The sequence below is a fragment of the Collinsella sp. AM40-7AC genome, assembly GCF_003468125.1.
GTDB classification, from domain to species: domain Bacteria; phylum Actinomycetota; class Coriobacteriia; order Coriobacteriales; family Coriobacteriaceae; genus Collinsella; species Collinsella aerofaciens_O.
Genome location: NZ_QSGK01000008.1, coordinates 1 through 15,399 on the forward strand (window position 1 = coordinate 1; position 15,399 = coordinate 15,399).

Annotated in this window: 18 protein-coding genes; 1 reads left to right on the plus strand and 17 read right to left on the minus strand. The window is 60.5% G+C overall.

Annotated elements, in window-relative coordinates; genetic code table 11:
- Positions 1-81 precede the first annotated feature (81 nt).
- The 17 genes from DW892_RS07520 to DW892_RS07600 form a co-directional block, all read right to left on the minus strand.
- The gene (locus DW892_RS07520) at positions 82-1,317 is read right to left on the minus strand and encodes an LCP family protein (protein WP_117655380.1); all 1,236 of its coding nucleotides are present in this window, start codon (positions 1,315-1,317) and stop codon (positions 82-84) included.
- A 12-nt stretch (positions 1,318-1,329) separates the two neighbouring features.
- Positions 1,330-2,613 (minus strand): UDP-N-acetylglucosamine 1-carboxyvinyltransferase, encoded by a 1,284-nt coding sequence (gene murA, locus DW892_RS07525; RefSeq protein WP_117766713.1) that lies wholly within the window; start codon positions 2,611-2,613, stop codon positions 1,330-1,332.
- A gap of 88 nt (positions 2,614-2,701) precedes the next feature.
- The gene (gene atpC, locus DW892_RS07530; protein WP_117766715.1) at positions 2,702-3,094 is read right to left on the minus strand and encodes an ATP synthase F1 subunit epsilon; all 393 of its coding nucleotides are present in this window, start codon (positions 3,092-3,094) and stop codon (positions 2,702-2,704) included.
- 3 nt (positions 3,095-3,097) lie between these two features.
- Complete coding sequence (gene atpD, locus DW892_RS07535; protein WP_006235717.1) at positions 3,098-4,552, minus strand: F0F1 ATP synthase subunit beta; 1,455 nt, start codon at positions 4,550-4,552, stop codon at positions 3,098-3,100.
- On the minus strand, positions 4,552-5,460 hold the full coding sequence (gene atpG / locus DW892_RS07540; protein WP_117635546.1) for an ATP synthase F1 subunit gamma: 909 nt from the start codon (positions 5,458-5,460) through the stop codon (positions 4,552-4,554). Before atpG ends, atpD begins: the two co-directional genes overlap by 1 nt.
- Positions 5,461-5,465: 5 nt before the next feature.
- Complete coding sequence (gene atpA / locus DW892_RS07545; RefSeq protein WP_117635547.1) at positions 5,466-7,064, minus strand: F0F1 ATP synthase subunit alpha; 1,599 nt, start codon at positions 7,062-7,064, stop codon at positions 5,466-5,468.
- Positions 7,064-7,540 (minus strand): FoF1 ATP synthase subunit delta, encoded by a 477-nt coding sequence (locus tag DW892_RS07550; protein WP_006235713.1) that lies wholly within the window; start codon positions 7,538-7,540, stop codon positions 7,064-7,066. Before DW892_RS07550 ends, atpA begins: the two co-directional genes overlap by 1 nt.
- Positions 7,530-8,132, minus strand: a complete 603-nt coding sequence (atpF, locus tag DW892_RS07555) for a F0F1 ATP synthase subunit B (protein ID WP_117635548.1) — start codon at positions 8,130-8,132, stop codon at positions 7,530-7,532. Before atpF ends, DW892_RS07550 begins: the two co-directional genes overlap by 11 nt.
- Before the next feature lie 15 nt (positions 8,133-8,147).
- Positions 8,148-8,342 carry an ATP synthase subunit C gene (locus DW892_RS07560; RefSeq protein WP_022094262.1) on the minus strand — a complete coding sequence of 65 codons (195 nt, stop codon included), beginning with the start codon at positions 8,340-8,342 and terminating at the stop codon, positions 8,148-8,150.
- Positions 8,343-8,466: 124 nt separating this feature from the next.
- Entirely contained in the window at positions 8,467-9,270 is an 804-nt protein-coding gene (gene atpB, locus DW892_RS07565; RefSeq protein ID WP_022094263.1) for a F0F1 ATP synthase subunit A, read from the minus strand.
- 3 nt (positions 9,271-9,273) lie between these two features.
- A complete protein-coding gene (locus DW892_RS07570) occupies positions 9,274-9,585 on the minus strand; it encodes a hypothetical protein (RefSeq protein ID WP_117564996.1) in 312 nt (103 codons plus the stop codon).
- Between the two features lie 280 nt (positions 9,586-9,865).
- Entirely contained in the window at positions 9,866-10,513 is a 648-nt protein-coding gene (gene upp / locus DW892_RS07575) for a uracil phosphoribosyltransferase (protein ID WP_035138786.1), read from the minus strand.
- Between the two features lie 123 nt (positions 10,514-10,636).
- Entirely contained in the window at positions 10,637-12,178 is a 1,542-nt protein-coding gene (gene glpK, locus DW892_RS07580; RefSeq protein WP_117766717.1) for a glycerol kinase GlpK, read from the minus strand.
- Between the two features lie 13 nt (positions 12,179-12,191).
- The gene (locus DW892_RS07585) at positions 12,192-12,935 is read right to left on the minus strand and encodes an L-threonylcarbamoyladenylate synthase (protein WP_117766719.1); all 744 of its coding nucleotides are present in this window, start codon (positions 12,933-12,935) and stop codon (positions 12,192-12,194) included.
- A gap of 134 nt (positions 12,936-13,069) precedes the next feature.
- A complete protein-coding gene (locus tag DW892_RS07590; protein ID WP_158567041.1) occupies positions 13,070-13,516 on the minus strand; it encodes a type II toxin-antitoxin system HicB family antitoxin in 447 nt (148 codons plus the stop codon).
- Between the two features lie 11 nt (positions 13,517-13,527).
- Positions 13,528-13,713: a type II toxin-antitoxin system HicA family toxin gene (locus DW892_RS10665; protein ID WP_089573106.1), complete on the minus strand. Its 186-nt coding sequence runs from the start codon at positions 13,711-13,713 to the stop codon at positions 13,528-13,530.
- 68 nt (positions 13,714-13,781) lie between these two features.
- The gene (locus tag DW892_RS07600) at positions 13,782-15,032 is read right to left on the minus strand and encodes a HemK/PrmC family methyltransferase (protein ID WP_117766723.1); all 1,251 of its coding nucleotides are present in this window, start codon (positions 15,030-15,032) and stop codon (positions 13,782-13,784) included.
- 36 nt (positions 15,033-15,068) lie between these two features.
- Between DW892_RS07600 and DW892_RS10315 the strand changes: the two genes are divergently transcribed.
- Positions 15,069-15,395: a hypothetical protein gene (locus DW892_RS10315; protein ID WP_147349859.1), complete on the plus strand. Its 327-nt coding sequence runs from the start codon at positions 15,069-15,071 to the stop codon at positions 15,393-15,395.
- Positions 15,396-15,399 lie beyond the last annotated feature (4 nt).

A 15,399-nucleotide genomic window follows, 5' to 3' on the forward strand; every position in this document is an offset into this window, starting at 1 on the left:
CGCCGAAGTTGAAAGGCAGATTGCCGCTCTGGCGGGTTTGCAGCGTCAACTGGTTACGCGGGCTGGTAAGCCCGCGTAACCCTAATAATTGGCCTCGTAACCGTTGCCGTCGCCGGTGGGCTGTTCGTAGTAGTCCGAATCGCTCGAATCGCTTGAGCCATCGGAATCGTCAGAGCTGACCGATGAGGTTGCGGTGCCGTTTGCGTAGTCGTCAGACGTGTTGTTGCTGAGGTCGCCGATCGTAGAGCTGGAGCCGTCGGAAAGACCCATGGTGTTGGGACCCTTGGGATCCTTGCCGGCATCGACGCGCTCCATCATTTCCTTGAGCTCGTCCTCGTAGACAAAGACGTAGCTCACACCGTCAATCATGGTGCTGTCGTCGGCGTACGAAGGCAGGTTGGCCGAGTAGATACCGTCGACATCCATACCGCGCATGGCGTTGACCGTAGAGACGATATCCTGAACGCTCATATCGGTCACGAGCATATCGGACAGCGAATTAACCAGGCCAAAGATCTTCGTGGCATCGAAGTTATTGAGAATCTGGTTGGCAAGGGCGCCAAGCACCTGACGCTGGTGGCGCATGCGCGTGTAATCGCCGTCGGCATAGGTGTAGCGGCAGCGGGCATAGGTAAGGGCGGTGGCACCGTCCATATGCTGCTGGCCAGCGGTAATCTTAATATCCAGGTGCTCGGGGTCGTCAACATCATCGGTTGCGTTAATGTCGATACCGCCAACCGAATCAATCAGCGCCTGCATACCGTCGAAGCTAACCTCGGCATAGTGGGAAATCTGAACACCGCACAGCTCGTTGACCGCCTCGACCATGGCCTCGGCGCCGCCAACGGTATGGCAGGCGTTGATCTTCATGGTCTCGCCCTTGTACTCGACCTTGGTGTCGCGCGGAACGGAAATGAGCGTCGCCTGCTTTTGCGTGGGGTCGATGCGTGCCAGGATAATCGAGTCGGCACGATACGTATCCTCGCCCGGACGGCCGTCGGTGCCAAGAAGCAGCACGTAGAACGGATCCTTTGCCTCATCGGTGTCAACCAGAACCCGACGCAGATTGTCAGTAATGACATTAGAATCGCCGAGCTTGCCCATAATGGTGGCAAACCACAGGCCGGCAGCGGTAGTGGCACTCAGCAGCACGCCAAGCACGACAATGAGCGCGACGTGACGAATCGTGTGGCTACGGCGACGTTGACGAGCGCGCTCGGAATAGCGAGCCACGTTATCGCGACTGTAGATCTTGGCCTGCGCACCAGTTGAGGGTCTTCGGGTGGTGGTATCCGCGAGGGGCTTTTTATTAAACATAGGCAACCTGTATTAGTAGATGACGGGATCGGGGACGGTAGCATGCTCGACATGCGCGCCAAGCGCCTGCAGCTTTTCGACAAACTGCTCGTAGCCGCGCTTGATGTGATGGATAGCCGAAACCTCGGTCGTCCCGTCGGCGATCAAGCCCGCTACGACGAGGGCCGCTCCGCCGCGCAGATCGGGCGAGGTAACCTGTGCACCCGAGAAGCCCTTGACGCCATGAATCATGGCATGATGGCTCTCGATACGAATGTCGGCACCCATGCGCACCAGCTCAGAGGCAAACATAAAGCGATTCTCGAAGATGTTCTCGGTAATAACGGAACTGCCGCCGGAGAGGGCGGAGAGCACCATAATTTGTGCCTGCATGTCGGTCGGGAAGCCGGGGAACGGAAGCGTCTGGATGTCGACAGGCTTGATACGCTCGGCACGGTTCACATGGACGCCATCCTCGACGCGCTCGCAGTCGATACCCATGAGCTCCATCTTCTTGAGCACCATACCCAAGTGAATGGGACAAAAGCCCGTGACATCGACACCGCGATCGTCTGCCATCAACGCACCGGCGACGATAAAGGTACCGGCCTCGATGCGGTCGCCCACTACGCGATGGGTAACAGGATGCAGCTCTTCCACGCCCTCGATGGTCACGACAGGCGTACCGGCGCCAACAATCTTGGCACCCATTTCGTTGAGCATGTTGGCGAGATCGACGATCTCGGGCTCGCGGGCGGCATTGTCGATAACCGTGGTGCCCTGCGCGCGCACGGATGCCATAATGAGGTTCTCGGTCGCACCGACACTGGCAAACTCGAGCGTGACGGTGGTACCGCGCAGGCCCTGAGGCGCGCTGGCGTTGATGTAGCCGTGGGCGGTATCAAACTCGACGCCCAGGGCCTCGAGACCCAGAATATGCATGTCGATCTTGCGGGCACCTAGGTTGCAGCCGCCCGGCATGGCGATCTTGGCGCGATGGAAGCGACCCAGCAGGGGCCCCATGACGGCGGTGGAAGCACGCATCTTAGCGACGAGCTCATAGGGAGCCTCCCAGGAATCGACCTGAGAGGTATCGATCTCGAGCGTGTGCTCGTCGAGAACATCGATCGTAGCGCCCATGCCCTTGAGCACCTTGCCCATCACGTGGACATCGGAAATATCGGGCACGTTCTGCAGCGTCGTCTTGCCCGGCGCCAGAAGCGTTGCCGCCATGAGTTTGAGCGCGGAGTTCTTAGCACCCGAGACGGGCACGGAGCCTCCGATGGCGTGGCCACCCTCAACGCGGATAATATCCAAGGTCTACCCTTTCAAAAAGCATGCCCGGGGTGGCCAAGCCATCCCGGGCATGATGTGTTCGCAAATGGTCGAACGCTAAATCGTTTGACTATTGGGCAAGCTTGAGCTTACACCATGCGATTTCATTATAGAGGTAGGCGCGGCGTGCATCATCCTCCGACAAATTACCCAGCTTCTCTTCAAAACCTTGAATATCAGCTTTAAGCTTGTCGGCATCGACGGTCGCCAAATCGCAAGCGCGCTCGGCGAGAACGGTCACGACATCGTCCGCAACCTGGGCATAGCCGCCGGCCACGGCAAACGTGTGGTCGACAGTGCCCATGGCCTTATCGAAAACGCGAACGTAACCGCGGTCGATCGTGCAGATCTCGCTGGAGTGAGCAGGCAGAACGCCAAACTCGCCATCCGTGGACGGAATCGACACAAACGCAGCGTCGCCCTCATAGGCGCAGCTCACGGGGCACACGATGCGGATACGCATAACCTACTTCTCCCCCATCTTGCGGGCGCGCTCGCGCACGTCCTCAATCGTGGAAGCATAGCGGAAAGCCTGCTCGGGCAGGTCATCGGCCTTGCCGTCGACAATCTCGGCGAAAGAGCGGACGGTATCCTCGACGCGGACGTAGACACCGGGGTTACCGGTGAACTTCTCGGCGACGTGGAAGGACTGCGAGAGGAACTGCTGAATCTTACGGGCACGGTTGACCGTAAGGCGCTGTTCCTCGGACAGCTCGTCCATACCCAGAATGGCGATGATGTCCTGAAGGTCGGAGTACTCCTGCAGGAGCTCCTGGACCTTGACGGCGACACGGTAGTGCTCCTCGCCGACGATCGAGGGATCGAGAGCGTCGGAGGAAGACGCGAGCGGGTCGATAGCCGGGAACAGGCCGAGCGACGAAATGCTACGCGAAAGAACCGTGGTAGCGTCGAGGTGCGTAAACGTCGTGGCAGGCGCCGGGTCGGTCAGGTCGTCTGCGGGGACGTAGACAGCCTGGACGGAGGTAATGGATCCCGTCTTGGTCGAGGTAATGCGCTCCTGGAGGTCACCCATCTCGGTAGCCAGTGTGGGCTGGTAACCAACGGCGGACGGCATACGGCCCAGCAGTGCGGAAACCTCGGAACCCGCCTGGGAGAAGCGGAAGATGTTGTCGATGAACAGCAGGACGTCCTGGCCGCGATCGCGGAAGTACTCAGCGGTGGTAAGGCCGGCCAGACCGATGCGCAGACGCGCTCCAGGCGGCTCGTTCATCTGACCATAAACCAAGCAGGTCTTGTCGATAACGCCAGACTCGCTCATCTCGAGGAACAGGTCGGTGCCCTCGCGGGTACGCTCGCCGACACCGGTGAACACCGAGGTGCCGCCGTGCTCCTGGGCGAGGTTGTTGATAAGCTCCTGAATCAGAACGGTCTTGCCGACGCCGGCGCCGCCGAACAGGCCGGTCTTGCCGCCACGGATGTAGGGCTCGAGCAGGTCGACGGCCTTGATGCCGGTCTCGAAGATCTCGGTCTTGGTGGTGAGCTCGTCAAAGCGGGGCGCTGCATGGTGGATGGGGTAGAACTCCTCCACCTCGGGCATGGGCTTGCCGTCGACGGGCTTGCCCATGACGTTCCAAATGCGACCGAGCGTCTTGGGACCAACGGGCATCTTCATGGGCTCACCGGTATCGGTGGCGATGAGGCCGCGCTGCAGGCCGTCGGTCGAGGACATGGCGACCGTGCGGACGACGCCGCCCGGAAGCTGGCTCTCGACCTCAAGGATCGTGCTCAGATGACCGATCGGGGTCTCGGCCTCGACCGTGAGCGCGTTGTAGATCGGGGGCACCGCACCGTCAAACTTGACGTCGACGACAGGGCCGATGATTCGCACGATGCGACCATCACCGGCAGTCGTCTTCTTGGTGGCTTCCTCGACCGCAAGCTTTACGGTGTTATTAGCCATTACTGTTCCTCCAATGCTGAGGCTCCGCCGACGATCTCGTTGATCTCGGTCGTGATCGAAGCCTGGCGCACGCGACTATACGTGCGGGTAAGGGTCGAGATGATCGCGGTGGCGTTTTCCGTCGCGGAGTGCATGGCCTTGCGGCGTGCACCCTGCTCGGCAGCCGCCGAATCGATCAGGGCCTGGTAGATGACCGTCAGGATATAAGACGGCACAAGCTTGCCGAGAACATGCTCGGGAGAGGGCACGAACTCGAACGTGGACGAGATGCGCTTAGGGGCGTCGGTCTCGTTCTTACGCGGACCGTGGGCCATAGCGATCATCTCGGGGTCGAGCGGCAACAGATGCTCGACGCGAAGCTCCTGATCCACGCGGTTCTTGGCGTGGTGGTAGACAAGCTCGACACGGTCAAGCTCACCGGCACGATACGCATCGCAGATATGAGAGGAAATCATGCGGGCCTGATTGAAATCGGGCTCAGAGGAGTTGCCCTCAAAGTGCATGACAACGTTTGCGCGGTCACGGAAATACGTGACCGGCTTACGCCCGCACGCGATGATCTCGCACTCGATGCCGTCGTTCGCCCAAGAAGCGGCGAGCTTTTCGGCCGTGCGCTCCACCGTCGTATTGAAACCGCCGGCAAGGCCGCGGTCCGAGGCAATAACGACAATCAGGCCATGCTTGACGCTCTCATGCTTCTGCAGCATGGGATCGGTGCCCGAACAGGAGGCGTCGCCGGCGACCGTCAACATGACGTCGGTCAGCGCCTCCTTATAGGGCTCGGCCTGCTTGGAGCGATCGAGGGCACGACGGATCTTGGCCGTAGAGACCATCTCCATCGTGCGCGTGATCTGCTTGGTCGTGGTAACCGAGGAGATTCGCTTCTTAATGTCGCGAAGGTTGGCCATGGGGCTTAGTTCTCCTCTGATCCAGAAACATCCGAATGGTGCTTGGCCATGAACTGCTGCTTGAAGTCGCCGATGACGCGCAAGAGCTCAGCCTTGGTGTCATCATCGATCTTCTTGGCGCGAACCTTGTCGAGCAGCGAGCCAAAGCCATTGTCCATGTACTCGATGAGCTCGGCACGGAAGGGCAGCACGTCGGCGATCTCCAGGTCATCCAGGAAGCCCTCGTTGCCAGCGAACAGCGTAACGATCTGCTCGCCAACCTCAAACGGCTTGTAACGCGGCTGCTTCAGGAGCTCGGTCATGCGAGCACCATGGGTCAGCTGCTTCTGAGTAGCCTCGTCGAGGTCGGAGCCGAACTGCGTAAAGCCAGCGAGCTCCTGGTACGAAGCGAGGTCCAGACGGAGGTTGCCGGCGACCTGCTTCATGGCCTTGGTCTGCGCATCGCCACCGACGCGGGACACGGAGATGCCCACGTCGACTGCCGGGCGCTGACCCTGGAAGAAGAGCTCGGACTGCAGGTAGATCTGACCATCGGTAATGGAAATGACGTTGGTCGGAATGTAGGCCGAGACGTCGCCGTCCTGGGTCTCGATGATCGGCAGTGCCGTCATGGAGCCGTAACCGTTCTTCTTGGACATCTTGACGGCACGCTCGAGCAGACGAGAGTGCAGGTAGAAGATGTCGCCAGGATAGGCCTCGCGTCCGGGCGGACGATGCAGCGTCAGCGACATCTGACGGTAGGCCACAGCCTGCTTGGACAGGTCGTCGTAGATGACGAGCACGTGGCCGCCGGGGTTGGTCTCGCTGGCGGGCTTGCCGTCCTCGCCGTTGTACATGAAGAACTCGCCGATAGCGGCACCGGCCATAGGCGCGATGTACTGCATAGGGGCGGAATCGGCAGCGGTGGCCGAAACGATGATGGTGTAGTCGAGCGCACCGTGCTGAGCGAGGGTCTCGCGGATGTTGGCAACCGTGGAGGCCTTCTGGCCGATGGCGACATAGATGCAGACCATGCCCTTGCCGCGCTGGTTGAGGATAGCGTCGATGGCGATGGCGGTCTTACCGGTCTTACGGTCGCCGATGATGAGCTCACGCTGACCGCGGCCGATAGGCACCATGGAGTCGATGGCCAGCAGGCCGGTCTGAACCGGCTCGCACACCGGGGTACGGTCGATGACACCGGGGGCCTTGAACTCGATGGGGCGACGGTGCGTGGCGACGATGTCACCCAAACCGTCGATAGGCTGGCCGAGCGGATTGACGACGCGGCCGAGCATGGCGCGGCTCACAGGGATATCCATAATGCGGCCAGTGGTGCGGCACTCGTCGCCTTCCTTGATGGCGTCGACGGCACCGAACAGAACGGCGCCGACCTCGTCACGGTCAAGGTTCTGGGCAAGGCCGAAGACGGTCTCACCGGTATCGGAGCTCTTGAACTCCAGAAGCTCGCCTGCCATGGCGCTCTTGAGGCCGGAGACGCGCGCGATGCCGTCGCCTACCTCGTCGACCGTTGAAACCTCATGCGTATCGACCGTCGCGGAGAGGCTCGTGAGCTGCTCCTGCAGTTTCTTGGCGATATCCTGGGCATTGAGGGTTTCGGACATTAGGCTTCACCTCCGTACGAATTAGCAGAGTTTGCGAGGGTCTCCTGCGCGATGCGCAGCTGCGTCTTGACGGAAATGTCACGACGCTCGCCGCGGGCCTCGAGCACCAGGCCGCCCACGATAGACGGGTCGACCTGCTCGATAAGGAATACCTTGCGGCCGAAGTCCTGCTCGCATTTCTTAGTGATGGTTTGACGCAGCTCGTCGTCGAGCGGGATCGCCGTGGTGACGGTCACGCCCACTACATCCTCGTCTTCCTCGGCAACATACTTAAAGGCAGCTGCCACCTTGGGAAGAAGGTCGAGCTGGTCGCGCTTGGACATGGTGTCGAGCACAGCGATGATCTCGGGGCTGGCGCTAGCCAGACGCTCGATCATCTCGAGGTCCTCGAATACATGGTTCTCGGCCTTGGCGGCTTCCAAAAGGGAGCGCGCGTAGGTCTCGAGCACCTTGTCCTGATAGCGGCTAGTCGGCATTCAGGCTACCTGCTTCCTGGATGTAGCGCTCGATGAGCTTCTTCTGCTCGGCCTCGTCCTCGAGTGCCTCGCCCACGATCTTGGTGGCGACGGCAACGGACAGGTCGGCGATAGAGCTCGCGGCACCGGCGTAGATGGACTTGCGCTCGTCCTCGACGGTCGTGTGGGCCTTGGCGATGATCTCCTCGGCCTCCTTGTGAGCAGCCTCGATGATACGGGCGCGCTCGGACTCGGCGTCCTTACGGGCCTCGAGAACGATGTCGGCAGCCTGACGACGGGCGTCGGTAACGATCGAGTCGGACTCAGCGCGCTTGGCGATAGCCTCCTGCTTGGTCTTCTCGGCCTCGTCGAGGCTCTCCTCGATCTTCTTGCCGCGCTCCTCCATGGTTTTCATGATGCCCGGCAGGGCGACCTTGGCCAGCACGATCCAGATGATCAGGAAGGCGATAAGCGCCGGGATGAACTCCGCCATCTTAGGGATGAGGATGTCCGCACCGGCAGCGCCGTCCTCGGCGAACGCGGAAACCGGCATGAGCAGCGCGGCCGCGGACGCGGAGAGTGCGATCGCGCTCTTCTGGGATGAAAGATTCATACTTGACGCTCCGTGCTATTTAACGATCAGCGCGACAACGAAGCCGATCAGAGCCAGAGCCTCGCCGAAGGCGGAGCCCATGATGAAGACGGTGAACACGCGGCCCTGGACCTCAGGCTGACGGGCCATAGCACCCGTAGCACCCAGAGCAGACAGGCCGATAGCAAGACCAGCGCCGATAACACCGAGACCGTAACCGATAACTCCCACGATTCCTCCTTTGTCGTGCGTGTCTTATTTCACGCAGGATAACCTTTTTTATAACTGCCGGGCTCCATGGGTACGGGCACCGGCGGTTTAACGAATTGCTTACCTTTAAGGCGCGAGCGGAAGGCTACTCCTCCTCCGCGACCTCCTCTGCCTCGGAGACATACACGGCGGTAAGGACCGTGAAGACGTAAGCCTGGATGGCGCCGACCACAAGCTCGATCGCATAGATCAGGATGAGGATGGCAAGCCAGGCTAGCGAAGGCAGGGCGCCAACGGCGTGGGCCGCGGAAACCTGCTGAAGCAGCGGCTGCATGAACATGCTCGCCATGATGGCGAACGAGCCCATGACCACGTGTCCTGCGAACATGTTGCAGAACAGACGGACGGCAAGCGTGATGAGACGCAGGAAGGTCGAGAAAAGCTCGACGACCCACACAAGCACGTTCATCGGGAAGCTTACGCCCTGCGGGGCGAGGCTCTTGATGTAGCCGATCACGCCGTGAGCCTTGCATCCGTAGTAGATGAAATACACGAAGGCGAAGATGGCGAGCGCGGCGGTGGAGCCGATTGCGCCGGTGCCGGGCTTCATTCCCGGAATCAGGCCGATCATGTTATTGATCAGGATGAACAGGAAAAGCGAGCACAGGAACGGGAAGTGCTTCTTCCAGTTCTCACCCACGACGCCCTTGCCGATATCGTTCTCGACGTACTCGATGATGTACTCGAAACCGTTGACGAAGAAGCCCTTGGGGACCAGGGTCTGCTTCTTCTTGAACACGGCCAGGACGATCAGGAGCACGATCGTGGAGACGATCAGCCAAAACGAGTACTGCGTGATGCCGCAGCTCAGATCGCCCACGACAGGGGTGGAGCTGAACTCGCTGACCAGATGATTAATCTCATCAGGCAGCTTTTCAAAAATTTCCACGACTTACCTTTCGACCTCATGAGGATCTCGCAGCGCCTTGACGACACGAACCGTGCAGGCAGCCATAAAGGCCACGAAGCCGATCGCCTCGCCCAGGAGGAACATGCGAAATGCCTCTCCGAACAACACAAACACAACCAAGGTAAAGACGAGCAGGGCGATTGCCGAGACCGCAAGACTCACCATACCCTTGAGCATGTCCGCATTCTGTTTATCGTCAAGAACCGGCTTGAGCGTAAAGACAAAGGGAAGGAAGGCAATTGCGCCCGCGATGGCGCCTGCAACGATAGCGAGCAGATCGGCTATCTGAAACACTGGCGTCCTCACTTTCCTTTTTAACGCTTCACAGAACAGTTCCCGCCAAACATTGGTGACTATTGTACGAGCCAATCGCTAAAGTACAACCGAAAAAGCATCGGTTAATACGCACCTGTTCGTTTTCTTAAGACCTTCTTTATGCCGCAGGTACGGTAATACGTTTTTCTCGAACCCTGCAGGGCAAAACGTCCGTTAACAGGAGTGCGCGCGGTCGCCTTTTGTTCGTCCGCGCGCACCGTTTCTTCGTATTTGCAGCCGCGGCCGTTTAGCCCAGCGACTAGAGCGTGCCGTAGATGCGGTCGCCGGCGTCGCCGAGGCCGGGAACGATGTAGGCAGCCTCGTTGAGATGGTCGTCGATGGCGCAGGTATAGATATGTACATCGGGATCCTTCTCGGTCAGCGACTTGAGGCCCTCGGGGGCCGCGACGATGCACAGCATGCGGATGTCCTTGACACCGCGCCCGCGCAGGTAGCTGATGGCCATCTCGGCCGAACCGCCCGTGGCGAGCATGGGGTCGACGACCAGGCAGATGCGCTGGTCGATATCCTTGGGCATCTTGCAGTAATACTCGTGCGGCTCGTGGGTGACCTCGTCGCGCTCCATGCCGATGTGGCCCACGCGAGCGGAGGGCACCAGGTCGAGGATGCCGTCGACCATGCCAAGGCCCGCACGCAGGATGGGCACGATGGCGAGTTTCTTGCCGGCGAGCTGCTTAAACGTTGCGGTGGTGATAGGGGTCTCGACCTCGACGTCTTCCATAGGCAGGTCGCGCATGGCCTCGTAGCCGTCAAAAAGCGCGAGTTCGCGCACGAGCTGACGGAACTGGTTGGTGCCGGTGTTTTTGTCGCGCAGGATCGACAGCTTGTGCTGGACGAGCGGGTGATCGACAAGCGTCACACGGGACGCATCGTAGGTGACGGTCATGGGTTGATTGCCCCTTTCGTTGCGGCCGCAAAACGGCCTTGCTGACAAGGCGCGCAGCAATGTTGCCGCCGCACGCCATGCATTAGTTTAGCGGTTTGTTGTATCGAGCAGCCCATCGCAGCCCTACTGTGCGGTACTGAGCGAGCGCCTGACTGCATCACACCAGCCCGCAAGGTTTTGTTCGCGGCGCTCGGCGGACATGTGGGGAAGGAAGGTCCTAACGATCTGGGCATTTTGCTCCAGCTCTTCCAGGTCTTCCCAATAGCCGACGGCAAGACCCGCCAAGTACGCGGCACCGATTGCCGTGGTCTCCACCGTCTCGCATTGCAGCACGGGAATATCCAGCAGGTCGGCCTGGAATTGCATGATGAACTCGTTGCGCGAGGCACCGCCATCGACAGACAGGCGCTCGATCGAAAGCCCCACGTCCTGCTCCATGGCGCGCAGCACGTCGTAGCTCTGATATGCCATGGATTCGCAGGCGGCACGTACGATGGTCGCACGGCTCGAGGCGCCGGTCAGACCGCACACGATACCGCGGGCATGCGGGTCCCACCAGGGAGCGCCCAGACCCGCAAAGGCGGGAACGAAGTAGCAGCCCTCGTTGTCGCTAATCGAAGCGGCGAGTTGTGCCGACTCGCTCACGCTCGAGATGATGCCCATGTTGTTGCGAAGCCAGTTCATGGTGGAACCGGCAGCAAAGATGGAGCCCTCGAGCGCATAGCTGATCTTCCCGTTCGCAGCGATACCGATGGTGGAGACCAGACCGTTCTTGGATTCGACGATCTCGTCGCCGGTGTTCATGAGCATAAAGCAGCCCGTGCCATAGGTGTTTTTGGTCTGGCCGGGATGGAAGCAGCAGTGACCGAACAGCGACGCCTGCTGGTCGCCCGCCACACCCATGATGGGCGGCATGTTGGTCATGATGTCGCTCGCGACGCGGCCGTAGTCACCCGAGCTCCAGCGAACCTCGGGCATCATGGAACGTGGAACGTCAAAGAGCGCCAGCAGGTCGTCGTCCCAATCGAGCGTATAGATATTAAAGAGTGCCGTGCGGCTGGCATTGGTGTAGTCGGTGGCAAAGACCTGGCCGCCGGTGAGGTTGTAGATGAGCCAGGTGTCGATGGTGCCAAACATGAGGTCGCCCGCCGCCGCGCTCTCGCGTGCGCCGTCGACGTTGTCGAGAATCCACTGTACCTTGGAGGCCGAGAAATACGGGTCGAGCGTGAGTCCCGTGCGGGAGCGCACCAGCTCCTCGCAACCCTGTTCAACCAACGCGTCGATTGCCGGCGCGGTACGGCGGCACTGCCATACGATGGCGTTATAGATCGGCTGACCGCTCACGCGGTCCCAGACCACCGTGGTCTCGCGCTGGTTGGAGATGCCGATGGCGGCAATGCGGTCGGAGTGGATACCGCTCTTAAACTGGACTTCCATCATGACGGCGATCTGGCTGGCAAGGACCGCCATGGGGTCTTGCTCTACCCAACCGGGACGTGGGAAGCTGGTTTTGACGCTGCGACGTGCCTGCGCGACGATGCATCCGTACTCGTCGACGATGGTCGCAAGTACCGAGGTGGTGCCGCAGTCGAGCGCCATGATGTAGGAACCGCCAAAGTTAAACGAGGCATCTTCCATGCCCAGGCTGCCCAGATTCAACGACATCGCTTACACCTTTCTATTGCATCGGGTCGGACAGGACCCGTTCGATCTCTGATGCGGGAAGTGCGCCTTGGCGCAGGATCTGGAGCCCGCCGTGCTGGAACGACACGATGGTCGAGGCGTCGCGACACGGGGTCTCACCGGCGTCGACGGCAACATCGACCCCCTCCAGGATGCGACCCTCGACGGCGGCAAAGCTTGCCGGCGAGGGCGCACCGTGCGTGTTGGCGCTGGTGCAGGCAAGGGGGCTGCCACAGGCGCGAATGAGCGCCTGCACCACGGGCGAGGCCGAAGCGCGAAGTGCCACCGTGTCGTCGGCGGCGCGCATAAAGGTCGGCACGCAGGGGGCCGCCTTGACCACGATAGTCAGGGCGCCCGGCCAGCATCGTCGGGCGAGCACGCGGGCCTCGTTAGGGATATCCACGCCATAGCGGTCGAGCGCTTCGACGCCATCGACCAGCCAAGCGACGGTTTGCGTGAGTTCACGTTGCTTGAGAGTGAAGATGCGGCGGTAGCCGGTACCGAGCGCAGGGACCGCGGCGCCATTGACGGTGGCTTGCGGGTCGCGCGGCCACGAGGGGGATTCGCTTGTGTCTTGGGGTGCGGCGTCCGAAAAGGCGTTAACTGCCACAGCGACACCATAGACGGTCTCGGTCGGGATCAGGGCCAGACCGCCACAGCCGAGCACCTCGGCCGTGTGCTCGACGGCAAGCCGATGCGGCTCGCGCGCTCCCTCGTATACCCGATAGACCGTCTGCATGTGTATGCCAGCCCCTTACGCTCTGGTGCAAGTTTGTTTACTGTGGGGCATTCTCGCACGAAACGTTCAATCTATTTGCCCAGAGCGCATGTTGGTTTGGTGAGCGGCTCTAGTAGTCGGTGAAAGTAAGGGGGTTATTGGACGGCTACGAACTTCTTTGGTCTTCCGGCGTGACGTTCTTGGGCGGCGTAACGCTCGATACTGTCTATCGTTATCATCCGACGGCCGTCGACGAGTTCAACATCGAGTTTGCCGGCTTTGACCAGCGCGGTAATCCGCGGAGCGGAGACTTTGAGGTCCAGCGCTGCGTCTTTAAATGTTCGGCACGCCGCTTCCCGAGCGTCCTCGTGGTCGATTTCGACTGAAAGGGCCACGACCTCGGCCGAGCGTTCGTACCCTGTCGGAGTCAAACCGTTGTTGAGGTCGTCGGCCAAAAACGCCATCAGTGCCTCGGTAGCATGGGCAATCGCTTCTTCGCGCGTATCGCCATCGGCAAAGGCGCCGGGAATCTGCGGGAAGCTAGCGCAGTAACCGTCGTCTTCTTTTATGAGAACGCAGTCATAGGTAAATCGCTGCCTCATTTTGCCTCCAACTACCATCCAGCTTGGCGACGAATACTTGCCCACGTGCCCTTCTTTGGTCGATCACCACCAGAGCCGTTCACGGTGACAACACGGTCACCAGAAACATACTTAGCATGACTACCGACTTGCGCGACCTTCACGAATCCATCGTGCTTGAGTAGGGCAATGATTTCCCGAAAGGTAGGAGGTTGCATGGGCCGACCTCTTTCAGCCGTCCTAATTATAAACTAATTTATAATTTTTGCTAACCAGTTAATAAATATTACTGGCGCTGTTTGGGCTCGGTGACGATGGCTCGGACGATGCGGGGGCGATCGGTGAGGTCGTGGACGATGCGCACGTCCGACAGACCCGCTTGGCGGCAGAGCTCGGCCGCAGCGTCGAGCGCGCCCTCGTAGAGCTCGCAGGCAAAGAGGCCGCCGGCGCGCAACATGTAGGGCGCCGCGTTGAGCAGGCGACGGAAGATATCGAGGCCGTCGGCGCCACCCTCGAGCGCCAGATCGGGCTCAAAGTCCTTGACCTCGTGCGGCAGCGAGCGCATGACATCGGTGGGGATGTAGGGCGGGTTGGAGACGAGTACGTCAAAGGTGCCCCACTCTTCACGGGGAATGGAGCTCACCAGGTTCGTGAGGCTGAAGGCGACCTCATCGGACGTGAGGCCAAGCGCATCGCGGTTTTTGGTAGCAAGGTCGATGGCGCGCGGCTCGATATCGGTAGCAGTGCAGGTGACGTGGCCGCGACGCTCCCAGGCGATCGAGAGCGAGATACAGCCCGTGCCGCAGCCGACCTCGAGAACGCGGGCAGTGCGGGGCTCGGCTGGGGCAGGCGCAGCGGCATCCTGAGCTGAAACCGTCTCCTGGTCGGCACCCTCGATGGCGATGCCGCATTCGTCGAGCTCGGGCTCGGCGGCTTCCGCGGCTTCGGCTTCTGCTGCTTGCGCGGCGGCTTCCTCGGCCTCGCGATCGGCCAGTTCCTCGGCATAGGCACGGCTGCCCAGTACGTCGCCGCCTAGCGCCGCCTCATCGGCAGCCGTCAGGTTAGCGGCACGGCGCTCGGCAGTCGCCCGTTCGTCTGCCAGCGCGGCCTCGGCCTTGCGTGCCTCCTCGACCTCATCGTTCCAAGGCAGCTCAACACGCTGACGGGCAGCAGCCTCGGGGCTCAGCACCTCGGCATCCAGATAATTGAGGACTTCCTCGACGAGCATCTCGGTTTCGGGGCGCGGAATGAGCACACCGGGAGCGCACGCGACGTCAATCATGCGAAACTGCGTGCTGCCGGTAATGTACTGTAGCGGCTCGCCTTTGGCGCGACGAACGACGGCCGCATGCATGGTCTCGAGCTGGGCCGCGTTAAGCGTCTCGTCCATACGCATATATAGGTCAATGCGCGCCAGGCCCGTGGCGGCGCACAGCAGCCACTCGGCAGAAAGACGGGGGTGCTCCTCGCCGCGCTCGGCCAGGTACTCCTTGGTCCACTCGAGACAACGCTTGATGGTCCAGATCTCGTTTGCCATGGGGTCCTCCCCTCTTAAGCGCCGGGCGGCGCGCGAATGTCGGAGCAGATTGTAAGCGAGGCCAGCGCTTGGCAAGGGACGATTGAAGGCGATTATCGAGAATCAGCCCAGAATTTTGGTTTGGCCCCGTCCAAAGTGTTCATTCGTCGACGTCTAGATTTGCATTCGTCAAGCTTTTGGCAAGGTTGCCCCAAAACTGACCAATATCTAACCAAGAACTTGCCAAATCACTTGACGCGCGACGCATCAAAAAATGCACTGCGACTTCTTGGACGATTATTTGAGCAATATTTTCGGCAGAAGATGCACGCCGTTAATTGCTTTAAGCAGGTAGCTGGCTTAATGGCCATCAAAGCCGATTAAATAA

What these genes read in the sequence shown, in the direction of transcription:
- DW892_RS07520 (WP_117655380.1), bottom strand. Translation starts at nt 1,317, where the DNA reads ATGTTTAATAAAAAGCCCCTCGCGGATACCACCACCCGAAGACCCTCA.
- atpC (WP_117766715.1), bottom strand. Translation starts at nt 3,094, where the DNA reads ATGCGTATCCGCATCGTGTGCCCCGTGAGCTGCGCCTATGAGGGCGAC.
- atpD (WP_006235717.1), bottom strand. Translation starts at nt 4,552, where the DNA reads ATGGCTAATAACACCGTAAAGCTTGCGGTCGAGGAAGCCACCAAGAAG.
- atpG (WP_117635546.1), bottom strand. Translation starts at nt 5,460, where the DNA reads ATGGCCAACCTTCGCGACATTAAGAAGCGAATCTCCTCGGTTACCACG.
- atpA (WP_117635547.1), bottom strand. Translation starts at nt 7,064, where the DNA reads ATGTCCGAAACCCTCAATGCCCAGGATATCGCCAAGAAACTGCAGGAG.
- DW892_RS07550 (WP_006235713.1), bottom strand. Translation starts at nt 7,540, where the DNA reads ATGCCGACTAGCCGCTATCAGGACAAGGTGCTCGAGACCTACGCGCGC.
- atpF (WP_117635548.1), bottom strand. Translation starts at nt 8,132, where the DNA reads ATGAATCTTTCATCCCAGAAGAGCGCGATCGCACTCTCCGCGTCCGCG.
- upp (WP_035138786.1), bottom strand. Translation starts at nt 10,513, where the DNA reads ATGACCGTCACCTACGATGCGTCCCGTGTGACGCTTGTCGATCACCCG.
- glpK (WP_117766717.1), bottom strand. Translation starts at nt 12,178, where the DNA reads ATGTCGTTGAATCTGGGCAGCCTGGGCATGGAAGATGCCTCGTTTAAC.
- DW892_RS07585 (WP_117766719.1), bottom strand. Translation starts at nt 12,935, where the DNA reads ATGCAGACGGTCTATCGGGTATACGAGGGAGCGCGCGAGCCGCATCGG.
- DW892_RS07590 (WP_158567041.1), bottom strand. Translation starts at nt 13,516, where the DNA reads ATGAGGCAGCGATTTACCTATGACTGCGTTCTCATAAAAGAAGACGAC.
- DW892_RS10665 (WP_089573106.1), bottom strand. Translation starts at nt 13,713, where the DNA reads ATGCAACCTCCTACCTTTCGGGAAATCATTGCCCTACTCAAGCACGAT.
- DW892_RS07600 (WP_117766723.1), bottom strand. Translation starts at nt 15,032, where the DNA reads ATGGCAAACGAGATCTGGACCATCAAGCGTTGTCTCGAGTGGACCAAG.
- DW892_RS10315 (WP_147349859.1), top strand. Translation starts at nt 15,069, where the DNA reads ATGTCGGAGCAGATTGTAAGCGAGGCCAGCGCTTGGCAAGGGACGATT.